This is a genomic window from Sphingomonas aracearum (assembly GCF_003345355.1).
Lineage (GTDB): Bacteria > Pseudomonadota > Alphaproteobacteria > Sphingomonadales > Sphingomonadaceae > Sphingomonas > Sphingomonas aracearum.
In genome coordinates this window covers 1,051,535-1,064,951 of sequence record NZ_QQNB01000001.1, presented here as the reverse complement: position 1 = coordinate 1,064,951, position 13,417 = coordinate 1,051,535, and the positions used below count along the sequence as shown (strand labels likewise).

The 13,417-nt window shown below is 69.3% G+C and carries 10 protein-coding genes; 2 read left to right on the top strand and 8 right to left on the bottom strand.

From position 1 onward, the window contains the following. Positions 1–77 precede the first annotated feature (77 nt). The 5 genes from DVW87_RS05215 to DVW87_RS05195 form a co-directional block, all read right to left on the bottom strand. Positions 78–962, bottom strand: coding sequence for a LysR family transcriptional regulator (locus tag DVW87_RS05215; RefSeq protein ID WP_114686639.1), 885 nt, complete (start codon positions 960–962; stop codon positions 78–80). Beyond that, positions 959–2,092 carry a serine hydrolase domain-containing protein gene (locus tag DVW87_RS05210; protein ID WP_114686638.1) on the bottom strand — a complete coding sequence of 378 codons (1,134 nt, stop codon included), beginning with the start codon at positions 2,090–2,092 and terminating at the stop codon, positions 959–961. Before DVW87_RS05210 ends, DVW87_RS05215 begins: the two co-directional genes overlap by 4 nt. A 159-nt stretch (positions 2,093–2,251) precedes the next feature. Continuing rightward, the gene (locus tag DVW87_RS05205) at positions 2,252–3,139 is read right to left on the bottom strand and encodes a PEP-CTERM sorting domain-containing protein (protein ID WP_114686637.1); all 888 of its coding nucleotides are present in this window, start codon (positions 3,137–3,139) and stop codon (positions 2,252–2,254) included. Positions 3,140–3,150: 11 nt separating this feature from the next. Continuing rightward, complete coding sequence (locus DVW87_RS05200; protein ID WP_114686636.1) at positions 3,151–6,279, bottom strand: TonB-dependent receptor domain-containing protein; 3,129 nt, start codon at positions 6,277–6,279, stop codon at positions 3,151–3,153. Then, positions 6,242–7,606, bottom strand: a complete 1,365-nt coding sequence (locus DVW87_RS05195; RefSeq protein WP_114686635.1) for a dicarboxylate/amino acid:cation symporter — start codon at positions 7,604–7,606, stop codon at positions 6,242–6,244. The genes DVW87_RS05200 and DVW87_RS05195 overlap by 38 nt, the downstream gene beginning before the upstream one ends. A gap of 214 nt (positions 7,607–7,820) precedes the next feature. On the opposite strand from DVW87_RS05195, the gene DVW87_RS05190 reads away from it, so the two are divergent. Together DVW87_RS05190 and DVW87_RS05185 are read left to right on the top strand one after the other, a co-directional pair. Then, on the top strand, positions 7,821–9,572 hold the full coding sequence (locus tag DVW87_RS05190) for a sensor histidine kinase (protein WP_114686634.1): 1,752 nt from the start codon (positions 7,821–7,823) through the stop codon (positions 9,570–9,572). Beyond that, positions 9,569–10,891, top strand: a complete 1,323-nt coding sequence (locus DVW87_RS05185; protein ID WP_114686633.1) for a sigma-54-dependent transcriptional regulator — start codon at positions 9,569–9,571, stop codon at positions 10,889–10,891. Before DVW87_RS05190 ends, DVW87_RS05185 begins: the two co-directional genes overlap by 4 nt. Before the next feature lie 20 nt (positions 10,892–10,911). On the opposite strand, the gene DVW87_RS05180 is transcribed toward DVW87_RS05185, so the two are convergent. The 3 genes from DVW87_RS05180 to DVW87_RS05170 all read right to left on the bottom strand — a co-directional run bounded on the left by DVW87_RS05180 (position 10,912) and on the right by DVW87_RS05170 (position 13,343). Continuing rightward, entirely contained in the window at positions 10,912–11,646 is a 735-nt protein-coding gene (locus DVW87_RS05180) for a tetratricopeptide repeat protein (protein WP_114686632.1), read from the bottom strand. Further along, positions 11,643–12,374, bottom strand: coding sequence for an alpha/beta hydrolase (locus tag DVW87_RS05175; protein WP_114686631.1), 732 nt, complete (start codon positions 12,372–12,374; stop codon positions 11,643–11,645). Before DVW87_RS05175 ends, DVW87_RS05180 begins: the two co-directional genes overlap by 4 nt. 99 nt (positions 12,375–12,473) lie before the next feature. Next, positions 12,474–13,343, bottom strand: coding sequence for a manganese catalase family protein (locus tag DVW87_RS05170; protein ID WP_114686630.1), 870 nt, complete (start codon positions 13,341–13,343; stop codon positions 12,474–12,476). Positions 13,344–13,417: the final 74 nt, after the last annotated feature.

Sequence of the window (13,417 nt, the reverse complement as noted above, 5' to 3'; positions counted from 1 at the left end):
GCAGGCCTATCATTCGTCGGGCAAGCATCCGCATGAAGCTGCGGACGGCGGGCATAAACGCGCGTTATGGCGCCCGATCACGACTCGTCGATTACGGCGGCCAGTGCCTTGAGGAAGTCGTTGGCGAGCGCCGTGGGTGGGCGGTTCAGCAGATACATGGCATGCACGTCGAAGGTGATGCGCGGCTTCAGGGGACGGATCGAGAGGCCGGGCGCCATCGCGGCCTGCGCGGTGAAGCTGTCCACCACCGTCAGGCCCACGCCCTGCCGCACGAGCGCGGTGGCGATGTAGAAGGTGCGCGCGGAGACCACCTCGTCCAGCACCACCTCGCGCCGTTCCAGCTCCTGCGTGAACAAGGTGCCGATCGGGCCGCTGGACGCCAGGCTGATGAACGGCCGCTCCTGCAATGCCGACAGTTCGAGCCGCGGCGGGGCATCGGGCATGTCCTCTTCGCGATAGAGCACCACCAGCTCGCCTTCGCCCAGCCATTGGTGGCCCAGCGGGGTGGACGGCGGCACCTCGAATGCAACCGCCACGTCCGTCTCGCGCTCGTAGAGCTTGCGCAGGAGGTCGTCGTGGTGGACGGTCTGGAGATCGAACTTCACGTTGCTGTGGTTCTTCAGGAAACCGGCCACCGCGCTCGGCAAGGCGCCCAAGGCAAGGCTGGGCAGCGCGGAAATGCGCAGGGTGGCGCCGCCGCCGCGCCGCAGGTTGCGGCTCGCCTCGCGCAGCGCATAGACGCGGTCCTGGATTTCGCGCACCTCCTCGAACAGCGCATGCGCGTCGTCGGTGGCGACCAGCCGGCCGTTGGTCCGCTGGAACAGCGGATAGCCGAGCAGCGATTCGGCGTGGCGGAGCGTCTTGGAGACGGACGGCTGGGAGATGTTGAGCGCGCGGGCGGCGGCACTGACCGATCCGTTGACGTAAACGGCGTGGAAGATTTCGATATGGCGCAGGTTCATGGGCGAGACAGCGCCTCCTCGATGGCGGTGAACGCGCTGTGCGCTCCGGTAGCGTCGGGAATATCGGTGGCGAGATAGGCGACGCCGGTGCCGCGCTCGCGATCGATCCACAGGCCGGATTTCAGCGCATAGGCGTCCCCGGCATGGCCGATGCGCCGCCGGCCATCGCCGACCGGATCGTCACGGCAGCCGGGCGCTTTCGTCGCCGTGAAGGTGACCGCCAGGCCGTAGCTGCAGTAGAACCCGTTCACCGTCTCGCCATTGCTGCCGTCGAAGGTCCACAGCGGCGTTTCCAGCACGCGGATCGAGGCGGGGGAGAGCAGGCGGGTGCCGCCCACCCGGCCACCGTTCAGCAGCATCTGCCCGATCCGCGCCAGGCCGCGCGCCGAGATGCGCAAACCGCCCTGCGGCGCGAAGAGCGCGCCGTTGCGGCCCGCCACCCAGCGCGAGAGGTCGCAGCTTCCATCCGTTGCGGGCGTGACGGGGCACGGCGTCCGGCGGTTGTCGGATGCGTCCTTCGCCGGCTTGCCGTCGCGGTAGAGGGTGAGCGCGCGGGCGGCGGTTCGGTCCGAACAGCTCGCCCAGTTGTAGCAGGCGTCGAGACCAAGCGGCTTCAGCACCAGCCGCTCCATCAGCCGATCGAACCGCTCGCCCGTCGCCCGCTCCATCACCGCGGCGACCACGGGGAAATTCATATTGATGTAGCGAAAGAACGTGGCCGGAGCATGGGCGCGGTCCCAGGCCTTGGGATCGGCGAGCACCTTTGCCATGTCGGCATCGAGCGGCAGGACATAGTCCACGCCATCCGTCAGGCTGGAGCGATGCGACAGCAGCAGGCGCAGCGTGATCGGCGCGTCCGGAAAGGCCGGGTTGCGCAGCCGCCAGCCCAGCAACGTCGAGACATCGGCGTCGAGATCGAGCCGGTGCTGCTCGACGAGGCGGAGCACGCCGATAGCGGTGACGAGCTTCGAGATCGAGGCGACCCGTGCGGGATCGTCCGGGGTGGCCGCCCGGCCGGTGGCATCGGCGATGCCCTTGGCACGCGACGAAGTCTCTCCCCGGCGGTTGAAGGTGACGCGCACCTGTGCGGCAGGTTGCGCGATCGTGGCGACGGCAAGGGCCAGGAGCATGTGCAAGGCTAGCGCGGGGCGGGGCAGGGGGCAACCGCACACCTGGAGCCGTCATGCCGGACCTGTTCCGGCAACCACCGTGCTGCAATCCCGGATGCTTCCTGGCTTGCGGCACCGTGGACCCCGGAACACGTCCGTGGTCACGTTGGAGCCCCCGGCTCACCCCGCCTGCAACTGCTCCCAGGCGATCTGCTGCAATGCGCTTGTCTGCTGTTCCGACAGGCCGAGATCGTCCGCCGCCTTTTCCTGCGGCCCTAGGCTGCGCGGATCCACCCCCGCGATGCGCCCGAACACGACAAGCGCTTCGAGATAATAGCCGGCGACGCTCGCATGATAATGGTCGTAGGCCCAGGGATCGAGCTGGCCATAGGTGATGCCGTCATACGGGTTGGGATCGAACACCGCCTTGGCGAAAGCGCGGTTCCAGGCCTCGCCCACCGGCAGCACGCCGCGCACCGCCGGCACCGCGGCGCGCACCCGGTTCATGCCCGCGCGCAGGTCCGCCGCCATCTGCGTGATGCGCTTGCCGTACCAGTCGCCCTTGGGCTGCCAAGTGGCATCCGCCCGGCTCCAGGTGGCCATCAGCTGGATGTTCACGGTCGGGTTCGCGCTGGTGAACAGCTGCGCCAGCAGCGGCGTGGAGCGGAGCGTGTCGCGCGGGTCGCCGGGACGCTCGCGGTCCAGCGTCGAATATTCCTGCAGCACCACCGCGTCCCAGCGCCCGCCCAGCTTCTGCCGACGCTCGGCATAATGAAAGCCGAGCGACTTGCCGCCCTGCGTCTCCAGGCTGACCTGCCAGTTTTGCCCGGCCTCCTCCGTGAAGCGCTTGAACAACGCCGGCACACCGCCATAGCCGTCGCCGTTGAGGTCGGTGACGGTGTTCGCCCGGTAGTTGCGCACCGCCGAATGCGCGCCCTGCGTGAAGCTGTTGCCCACGAACAGGATGGTGCGCGGCGCGCCGGTGACGGGGGGCGCCGCCCGCTCCTGCGCCGCCGCGGGGACGGCAGCGAAGGCGAGCGAGGCGGTGAGAAGCGAACGCAGGAACATGCTTTTCCTCATCAGAAGGTCTTGCCGATCGTCAGATACCAGTAGCGGCCATACGGCACGTAGAGCGAGCCCAGATAACCGTCGGCGGTGATCGGTGGTTGCTTGTCGAAGATGTTGCGCGCGCCGATGCGCACCCGCGTGCCGTTCATGAAGCCATAGTCGCTCCTGAACCGGTATTGCGCGTAGAGGTTGAACGTCGTCTGGCCGTCCACCGTGTAGGGGTTGCCGTTCGTGTCCAGGAAGTTGGTGTCGTACACCGTGTCCACGAAATTAGCGAAGCCACCGACCTGCACATTGTCGAGGCTCCAGGTCAGCGAGCCGGTGATCCGCCATTTCGGCCGTCCGCGATCCTGCAGCAGGTCGCGCGCATCGGTGAGCGGGGTTGCCGCGTTGATCTGATCGGCGGCGCGTGCATCGAACAGCGCCTGCACCGCGGGCGGCGTGTCGCGGCTGAACTTGGTGAGCCGCGCGCCGTTGATCGCCAGGTCGAACTTACCGAAGTCCGTTCGCACGTTGTAGAGCAGCGCAAGGTCGAGGCCCTGCACCGTCTGCGGCAGGAGATTGGTGAACTGGTCGCGGATCTGCAGCACCGCACCGGCGGGTGCGAGGCCGGTGCCGGTGAACAGCGGCGTGTCGTCCGCCGTCGGTGCGGCGCGGATCACGTTCGGATTGGACGAACCCTGCTGGCGAAGCAGATAATCGAGCACCAGCGCGTTCTGCGGACCGAACTGGCCGACGATGCCCACCTGCTGGATGGACCAGAAATCGCCCGTCAGGGTGAGGCGGCCGTACTTGCTGCGATTCCACAGGTTCGGCTCCAGCACCAGCCCAGCGGTCCAGTTGGTGCTGTTCTCCGGCTTCAGGTCCTCGTTGCCGGAGATGAAGATGGAGTAGCTGACGGTGCGGCTGCACGCGCTGAAAGTCGCGATCCGGCCGGCGCGCAGGTCCGCCTCGCAGCGCAGGAAATCGGTGTTCGAGCCGAGGCGCGAATATTGCACGGTGCGCGTCTGCTCCAGATTGGGCGCGCGGAATCCCTTGGAATAGGACCCGCGCAACCGCACGCCCTCCACCAGATCCCAGGCGGCGGCGACCTTGGGTTTGAAGACCGACCCGAAGTCGCTGTAATGCTCGTACCGGCCGGCCAGCTGCACATCCACCCGGCGCACCAGCGGCACGTTCATGTCCGGCGCGATCACCGGGATCGCCAGCTCGCCGAACGCGGACAGCACGGTGCGCTCGCCCCTGGTGGACGGGGTGGGGCTGACGGCGGCGACGTTGGACAGGTTGGTCTCGCCGGTGACGAGATCGGTGAAGGTGTTGGTGCCGTTGAGGTTGTCGTCGCGGCGATCCGACTGCGTCTCGCGCCGGCCCTCGATGCCCATGGCGATGCCGAGGTCGCCGCCGGGCAGCGCCAGCAGGCTGGCGTTGGAGAGCTTGAAATCGGCCAATGCCAGCGTGGTCTTCGACTGGCGGCGCAGGCGGAACTGGAAGCTGTCGATCGTGGTCTGGCTGGCCGGCGAGCAGTCGCCCACCGAGGGCGTCGCCGAACATCCGCCGCTGAACGGATTGTACGCCTCGGGCGTGGAGAGCGCGAGATTGCGTTGCAGCGCGGTCATGTTGATCGCGTTGCTGTCGTCGGTGGACTGCGCCTCGGAATAAAGCAGCGCGCTGTCGAAATCGAACGAACCGATCTTGCCGCGCGCGCCGCCGAGGAAGCGCGACTGCCAGTTGGTCACGTCCACCTTCTGCAGCCCCGCATCGACGAAGCGGTAGGTCGACAGGCGCACCGGCAGGCCGGCCGCCGGCACGTTGGTGAGGCCGGCGATGCGGTTCGGATTGGCGGCGCCGCTGGCGAAGGTGACGGGGCCGAACGGGTTCCAATAGTTGCTGGCGGGGATCACGATCGCGTTGAGGTTGATCGTGGCCGGCTGCAAGCGGTGCGTGTCGGCGCGGTAATAGCCAAGCTCGGTATAGAGCGTCAGGCTGTCCGACACGTCGTAATGCGCGGTCAGGAAGCTGTTGTAGCGGTTGAACGAGGGGGTGACGGTGGTGCCGGTGCGCGTGTCGTAGCGCTCGTTGCGCAAGGTGGTCCCGGTCGCGCGCGTGCCGCTGCCATAGCAGACGTTGCTGTTCACCACGACCAGGCAGCCGGGATTTGCGGCCGATTGCGTGTGGAACGCGCCGGCCGAGGAGGTGAGCGCCTGGTTGCCCGGGCTGCGGCGGATCGTGCCGGGACCGCCGACCACGGCAAGGTTCGCCCACGGGCTCTGTGTCGCGCGGCCGTCGGCGGTCAGGTTGCCGGCAAAGGCGGGGTCGCCGTCGAAATAGGACAGGAGGTTGTCGGTCGCCGTATAGGGCTGGTCCGAGGCGAGCTGCGCGGTGCGCCGGGTGTAATCGAGATAGACCGACACGTTGCCGCGCCCTTCGGCGAAGTTGCTGCCGTAGGTGCCGGTGAACTGCAGTTCCTTGCGGTGCGTGCCCTCCGCAAAGCCATAGCGATAGTCGAGGCTGCCGCCGTCGAAGTCGCTCTTGGTGACGGTGTTGACCACACCGGCCACCGCATCCGCGCCGTAGATCGCCGCGCCGCCGTCGCGCAGCACTTCCAGCCGCTCGATCCCGGCGACGGGCAGCGCGTTGGAATTGTAGCCGAGCACCGGCACGTTGCCGTCGCCGGCCTGGCTCGTCGGATGCTGCACCAGGCGGCGGCCGTTGAGCAGCACCAATGTGTTGCCTACCCCTAAGTTGCGCAGGTTGATCGAGTTGACGTCGCCGCGCGCCGCGTTGCTGGTCTGCGCGTTGTTCGCCTCGTTGAAGGTCACGTCGCCCATTTGCGGGATCGCGCGGATCAGCTCGTCTCCGGACAGCGCGCCGGTGGCGTCGATCTGGTTGGCATCCACCACCGTGACCGGCAGCGCGGCGGTGACGGAGCTGCCCTTGATCTGCGAGCCGACGACGACGATGTCCTCGCCCGCCGGCTTCTGCTGAGTGGTCTCGGTATCCGGCTCCTGCGTCGATGCGGCCAGGCCGGGCACCGCCTCGGAGGGCGTCGGTGCCGGCGTGGTCTGGGCAAAGGCGGCCGGCGCCCACGCGCCGAGCGCGGCGCTAGCGAGCAGGCCCGAGCGGGCGATCCTTTTCGTCATGATACTCTCCCTGTGTGTGTGCCCCGCCATTGTTGGCGGTGGTGTTCCTGGTGCCGAGCGCAGCAGCCAGTGCCGCCCGGTCGAGTTTGCCTTCCCAGCGCGCGACCACGATCGAGGCGACCGCATTGCCGATGAAGTTGGTGAGGCTGCGGCACTCGCTCATGAAGCGGTCCACGCCGAGGATCAGCGCCATGCCCGCGACCGGCACCGACGGCACGATCGACAGCGTCGCGGCCAGCGTGATGAAGCCGGCCCCGGTGACGCCCGCGGCGCCCTTCGAGCTGAGCATCGCCACGCCGACCAGCAGCAGCTGCTCGCCGATCGACAGGTGCACGCCGGTCGCCTGCGCGATGAACAGGGCGGCCAGCGTCATGTAGATGTTGGTGCCGTCGAGGTTGAACGAATAGCCGGTCGGCACGACGAGGCCGACCACGCCCTTGTCGCAGCCTGCCGCCTCCATCTTGGAGATCAGCGCCGGCAGCGCCGCCTCCGACGAGGAGGTGCCGAGCACCAGCAGCAGCTCCGCCTTGAGATACGCGATCAGCCGCAGGATGGAGAAGCCGTGCAGTCGCGCCACCGTGCCGAGCACAACAAGAACGAACAGGATCGACGTGGCGTAGAAGGTGAGCACCAGCCCGCCGAGATTGACCAAACTGCCCGCGCCGTACTTGCCGACGGTAAAGGCGATCGCGCCGAACGCCCCGACCGGCGCCGCTTTCATCAGGATGCCGACCAGCTTGAAGACCACCAGCGTGATCCGCTCGAGCAGGTCGAGGATCGGTGCGGCCGGCTCACCGACGAGGCTCAGCGAAATGCCGAACAGGATCGCCACCAGCAGCACCTGCAGGATGTTGTCCTGCGCCAGTGCGGACACGAGGGTGGTGGGGATCATGCCGAGCAGAAAGCCGACCACGCTCGTCTCGTGCGCCTTGTGCGCGTAATCGGCGACGGCTCCGGCATCCAAGGTGGCGGGATCGACGTTCATCCCCGCGCCGGGCTGCACCACGTTGGCCACGATCAGGCCGACGATCAGCGCCAGCGTGGAGAAGAACAGGAAGTAACCGAACGCCTTGGCGGCGACGCGGCCCACGGTGGCGAGTTCGCGCATGCCGGCGATGCCGGTAACGAGCGTGAGGAAGATCACCGGCGCGATCACCATCTTCACCAGCTTGATGAACCCGTCGCCCAGCGGCTTCAGGTTCTCGCCGAGCACCGGATCGAAATGGCCGAGAGCCGCGCCGAGCACGATCGCGCACAGCACCTGGAAATACAGGTGGCGGTAGAACGGGAGCGGACGGGTGTCCGCCGGGGGCTGCTGTACGATCATGGTCCTCTCTCGGCGCGTGGGGAACGGCGCCCGGCCTCTTGGCGGGCCTTGAGGCTCTATCCTAATCTGCGACAATCGCCGCGCACCTTTTGCGGATCGGCGGCCTAAGTTGTTGAGGAGCTTCATGTTTGCGCGACAAGGCCGTGGTCCGGCCCTGCCCGGCATGTGTGAATTTCCGCACACGAACATCGCCGATGTGCGATAAGCCGCCCGCGTGAACCGCCGCTCCGTTCTCCTCCTCTGTGTCGCTGCGCTGCTGTTGATCGCCGCCGCGGCTGCGACGTGGCGCTGGGCGGAAGCGCGGGCGGAGGCGAGCGCGTCCGCAGCGGCCAACAGTGCCGCCGCCGCCCATGTCGGGCTGCTCGCCAGCGAGCTTCAGAAGTTCCGCCTGCTGCCTCTGGTGCTGGTGGAGTACCCGGACGTCGCCGCCGCGCTGGCGGGCGGGGATGCCGCGGCGGGCCGGCGGCTCGACGGGACGCTGGAACTGCTCGCCCGGCGCACCGATGCGTCGGCGCTCTACGCCATCGATGCGCGCGGGCGGACCGCGGCGGCGAGCAACTGGCGATTGCCGACCAGTTTCGTCGGGCAGGACTATGGCTTCCGCCCCTATTTCCGCGAGGCGATGCGGCGCGGCGCGTCCGAGTTGTTCGCGCTCGGCACGGTGAGCGGGCGACCCGGCCTTTATCTCGCGCGCCGGGTGGACCGGGGCGGCCGGGCGCTCGGCGTGGTGGTGGTGAAGGTCGAGTTCGATGCGGTGGAGCGCGCCTGGGCGCGGGCGCCGGGCATCAGCTTCGTCACCGACCGGCATGGCGTGGTGCTGGTGACCAGCCGGCCCGACTGGCGTTTCCGCGCGACCGGCGCGCTCGATGCGAAGACCATCGCCGATGCGCGCGCGACGTTGCAGTTCGGCGCTGCGCCGCCGCGGCCGCTGCCGCTGGCCTTTGCCCCTGGCCAGGCGCGCGACGGACGGGTGCGCTTTCGCGTGGCGAGCGTGGCGGCCCCGCTCGTCGGATCGCATCTGATCCACCTGGCGCCGCTGGGACCGCCGCTGGCGGCGGCGCGCACGCAGGCGCTGCTATGGGCCACGATGTCGTTGCTGCTGGTCGGCGGGGCGGCGGGGCTGGCCATGCGCGCGGCGGAGACGCGTCGAATGCAGCACGCGGCCCGCGCGGCGCTGGAGGAGGAAGTCGCCCGGCGGACGGCCGAACTCCGCGATGCCAATGCGGCGCTGATCGTGGAATCGCAGGAGCGCGCCGAGGCCGAGCGCCGCTTTCGGACGGCGCGGGAGGAGCTGGCCCAGGCGAACCGGCTCGGCACGCTGGGCCAGATCAGCGCCGGGGTGGCGCACGAGATCAACCAGCCGGTCGCCGCGATCCGCACCTTTGCCGAAAACGGCGAAACCTTTCTCGACCGCGACAGGCCGGAGCGGACGCGCGAGAACCTCGGCCATATCGTTCAGCTCACGGTTCGCATCGCCGCAATCACCGCCGAACTGCGCGCGTTTGCCCGCCGCCGCACTCCGGCCGGCGGAGACTCCCCGCTGAACGCGGTGATCGACGGCATGCGCCTCCTGCTCGGCGAACAGGCCGCCGCGGTTCTGCGGGTCGAGTTGCCCGACGACCTGCGCACCGCCCGCGTGCGCGGCGACCGCATCCGCCTGGAACAGGTGCTGGTGAACCTGGTCACCAACGCGCTGGACGCGGTGGAGGGCGTACCGGACGCCTCGGTCAGGATCGCGGCAAGCGCCGAAGGGGAGACGATCCGCGTCGCGGTGACGGACAACGGCCCGGGCGTGGCGGCGGAGGTGCGCGAAACCCTGTTCACGCCCTTCGCCACCGCCCGGCCGGGCGGCCTGGGGCTGGGGCTGGCCATCGCGCGCGACATCGCCCGCGAGTTCGGCGGGGACCTCCACCTCGCGCCGGGCGGCGGCGGCGCGAGCTTCCTTCTCACCTTGAGGCGCGCATGACCGGAACCTTGCTGTTCGTCGAGGACGACGACGCCCTGCGCACGGCGACGGTGCAGTTGCTGGAACTGGCCGGCTTCGACGTGACCGCCTTTGCCGATGCGGAAAGTGCGCTGGCGGCAGTGACGCCGGACTTTGCCGGCGCGGTGGTCACCGACATTCGCATGGCGCGGATGGACGGGCTGGAACTCGCCGCCGCCATCCGCGGGGTGGATGCCGAGATCCCGGTGATCCTGGTGACCGGGCACGGCGACGTGCCGATGGCGGTGGCCGCCCTGCGCGATGGCGCGTTCGATTTCCTGGCCAAGCCGTTCGCCGCCGACCATCTCGTCGCCTCGCTGACCCGTGCGGTGGAACGGCGACGGCTGGTGCTGGACAACCGAGCCTTGCGCGCGGCGATGGCGGCGGCCGAGGCGGACAGTCCGCTGATCGGCGCGAGCCCGGCCATGGTCCGGCTGCGCGCCAGCATCCGCCAGCTTGCCGGGGCGGACCTCGACGTGCTGGTGGAGGGGGAGACGGGGACGGGCAAGGAACTGGTGTCCGTCCTTCTCCACCGGCAGGGGCCACGCCGGGCGCGCCCGTTCGTGGCGGTGAACTGCGCCGCGCTGCCCGAGGGGCTCGCCGAGATCGAGCTGTTCGGCCACGCCGCCGACAGCGTGCCGCATTCGCGGCTGGCGCGCGACGGCCGCATCGTCGCGTCGAGCGGGGGTACGCTGCTGCTGGACGAAGTGGATTCCATGCCGCTGGCGATGCAGGCGCGACTGTTGCGCGTGCTGGAGGAGCGGGAAGTCCAGCCGATCGGCGCCGACCGTCCGCAGCCGGTGAACCTGCGCGTGGTGGCGACCAGCAAGAGCGACCTGTCGGCCCTGGTCGAGCAGGGTCGCTTCCGCGCCGACCTGCTGTACCGCCTGAGCACGGTGCGGCTGCGCGTGCCGCCGGTGCGGGAGCGGGGAGACGACGTGCTGCTGCTGTTCGCCGCCTTTGTCGCGGAGGCACGGGCCGAGCTCGGCCGCGAGGTGCGCTTGCCGGATGGCGCCGCCGATCGCCTGCGCACGCATGACTGGCCCGGCAATGTGCGCGAACTGCGCAACCATGCCTTTGCGGTGGTGCTGGGCATGGAGGGGGCGACGCAGGGCGAGGCCGCGCCGCTGCCGCCGCTTGCCGCCCGCGTCGCCGCGTTCGAGGCAGGCGCGATCGAGGAGGCGCTGCGCCGCACCGGCGGACAGGTGACCCGCGCGATCGACCTGCTCGGGCTGCCGCGCAAGACCTTCTACGACAAGGTCAACCGGCTGGGCATCGACGTCGCCAGCTTTCGGCGCTGAGCGCCGGCGCGGCGAACGCGCTATTTCGCGTAGAACTGCGCCAGCGCGCGGGTGGCGCTTTCCGCTGCGGCGCCCTTGCCGACGGCCGCGATGCCCCAGGCGGCGCGTGCGCCGGCCTCGTCACCGCTCGCCGCAGCGATGTTGCCTTTCTCAAGCTGCACCTCGGGCGCTTCCTTGGTGCGCGACTCCGCCTCGGCAATGTCCTTTCTGGCGCGGGGCAGGTCGCCCGCCCGGCGGGCCAGCGTGGCGGACAGCAGCCAGGCGAGCGGATCCTCCGGCACGACGGCCAGCGCCGCGTCGAGATCGCGACGCGCGCCGTCGAGGTCGCCTGTCGCATAGAGGACGCGCGCCCGGTCGAGATGCGCCTCGCCCAGTTGCAGGCCGGTCAGCGTGCCCGCCGAGAGCGCCGAATTCAGCGCCGCCGACGCCTTGTCATTGGCGCCGCCCGCCAGCCAGGCGTTGCCGGCCTGCGCCCAATATTGCGCCGCGCGCTTGTCCTTCGCGACCTCCGCGGCGCGCGCGGCTGCCTCGAACTCGACGGCGGCGGCGGACCAGCCGCCTTCCGTCGCATAGGCCATGCCCAGGCACTGGTGCGCGAACCAGCCGCCGTTCGCCAACTGCCACTTGCCGGCCTCGCTGCGTGCCGCGACCGGATTGGTGGTGGCCAGATCGATGCAGCGCTCATAGCGCGCTTCGGTGGCGGCATCGCTGGGGGTTGCGGCGGCCTGGAGGAGGGCGAGGGCAAGCAACATCATAGACGGGCGATCACATCCTCCACCGCGGCGAGGAGCAGCGCGATGTCGGCGTCGCGCGAAAGGCGGTGGTCGCCGTCCTTGATGAAGGTCGCCTGCACGTCCGCTGAACGGATCAGCTCGGCCAGCCGCAGCGTGCGCTGATACGGCACATCCTTGTCGGCCATGCCCTGGAGCAGGCGCACCGGCCGGTCGATCGCAATCGGCCCGAACATCACCCGGGAGGCCTCGCCCGATTGCCAGAAGCCGCTGGTGAAGACGGTGGGCTGATCGGAATAGGGCGACGCGCGCTCGATCCGGCCCTCCTGCAACAGCTTCATCTTCTCGTCCATGGAGAAGCCCCAGTCGGTGAAATCGGGCGCCGGCGCGATGCCGACGAGCCCGGCGACCAGTTCCGGCCGATCGCGCGCGACGAGCAGCATCAGCCAGCCGCCCATGGACGAGCCGACCAGCACGGCCGGGCCCTCCACCACCTGTTCCAGCAGTTCCACCACGTCCTCGCGCCAGCCCGCCAGCGTCTGGTCCTCGAACGCGCCGTCCGACTGGCCGCAGCCGCCATAATCGAAGCGCAGAAAGGCACGGCCGGTGCGCCTCGCCCAATCCTCCAGGGCCAGCGCCTTCGCACCGGTCATGTCGGAGGCATAGCCGGGCAGGAACACCACGGTGGGCCCGGTGCCGGGCGTGTGATGAAAGGCGAGGGCAGGACGGGGGGCAGGACGGGGGACGGTCATGACAACGGGACTAGCCGGGCCGCCGGCGGGTGTCACGGGCAAGCGGACACCCGGGCCACGCGGCAGGAACGAGGAGGACCCGCCCCTGCCGCCCGGTCGTCAGATCGTCTGCGGCTTCTCGCCGATCTGCTCGGCCTGCGCCGCGCTGTCGGGGCGTGCCGACCCGAGCACGGGCTCCTCGCCCATCGGCTGGTTGCGGAACACGGTGAACTCGCCGCGGCCGTCCATGGTCGGCCCGCCGGTCCAGCGGCCTTCCGGATACTGGCCGTCGAGCGAGGTCACGAAGAAGTCGTAATTATGCTCCTGGTGCTCCTGGCTCTGCGGGAAGGAGTTGGGGATCGGCAGGCCTTCGGTGCCGCCCATGTCCTCGATCGCCGCCAGCCACTGCTGCTGGTGCATCGTGTCGCGCGCGATCATGAAGTGCAGCATGTCCTTCATGCCTTGGTCGTCCGTCGCATTGTAGAGGCGCGTCGCCAGCACGCGGCCGGTGCTCTCCGCCGCCACGTTGCAATACATGTCGGCCGCCGCGTTGCCGCTGGCATAGATGTGGCTCATGTTGAACGGCACGCCGTCCGAATCAATCGGCATCGCCGCCAGGCCGGCCGACAGCAGGTTCTTGTGGATCAGGCCTTCGATGGAGGCCTTGGCGCTGCCGCCGCCCATCACCGCGCCGACAATGCCGTCCGCCGCGCCGGCTTCCTGTGCGGAGGCAGGCGCCGTCTCGAGGTTCAGCGCCACGGCGGTGGCGAGCATCTCGATATGGCCGATCTCCTCCGTCGCGGTGTGCAGCAGCATGTCGCGATACTTGGTGGTCGGCGCGCGATTGCCCCAGGCCTGGAAGAAATACTGCATGCAGACGCGGATCTCGCCTTCCACGCCGCCGATCGCCTGCTGCAGCATGCGGGCGAACTGCGGGTTCGGCGTCGTTACCTTGACCGGATATTGCAGCCGTTTGTCGTGGTAATACATGATTTTTCTCCCGGGTGCTGAAGCGCGCGCCCCGTCGAAAGACGCGTCACTGCCAGCAACAGACCGGGGCTGCG

Excerpts from the sequence above, each read along its gene's own strand:
- DVW87_RS05215 (WP_114686639.1), bottom strand. The coding sequence starts at position 962 with ATGAACCTGCGCCATATCGAAATCTTCCACGCCGTTTACGTCAACGGA.
- DVW87_RS05210 (WP_114686638.1), bottom strand. The coding sequence starts at position 2,092 with ATGCTCCTGGCCCTTGCCGTCGCCACGATCGCGCAACCTGCCGCACAG.
- DVW87_RS05205 (WP_114686637.1), bottom strand. The coding sequence starts at position 3,139 with ATGTTCCTGCGTTCGCTTCTCACCGCCTCGCTCGCCTTCGCTGCCGTC.
- DVW87_RS05200 (WP_114686636.1), bottom strand. The coding sequence starts at position 6,279 with ATGACGAAAAGGATCGCCCGCTCGGGCCTGCTCGCTAGCGCCGCGCTC.
- DVW87_RS05195 (WP_114686635.1), bottom strand. The coding sequence starts at position 7,606 with ATGATCGTACAGCAGCCCCCGGCGGACACCCGTCCGCTCCCGTTCTAC.
- DVW87_RS05185 (WP_114686633.1), top strand. The coding sequence starts at position 9,569 with ATGACCGGAACCTTGCTGTTCGTCGAGGACGACGACGCCCTGCGCACG.
- DVW87_RS05180 (WP_114686632.1), bottom strand. The coding sequence starts at position 11,646 with ATGATGTTGCTTGCCCTCGCCCTCCTCCAGGCCGCCGCAACCCCCAGC.
- DVW87_RS05175 (WP_114686631.1), bottom strand. The coding sequence starts at position 12,374 with ATGACCGTCCCCCGTCCTGCCCCCCGTCCTGCCCTCGCCTTTCATCAC.
- DVW87_RS05170 (WP_114686630.1), bottom strand. The coding sequence starts at position 13,343 with ATGTATTACCACGACAAACGGCTGCAATATCCGGTCAAGGTAACGACG.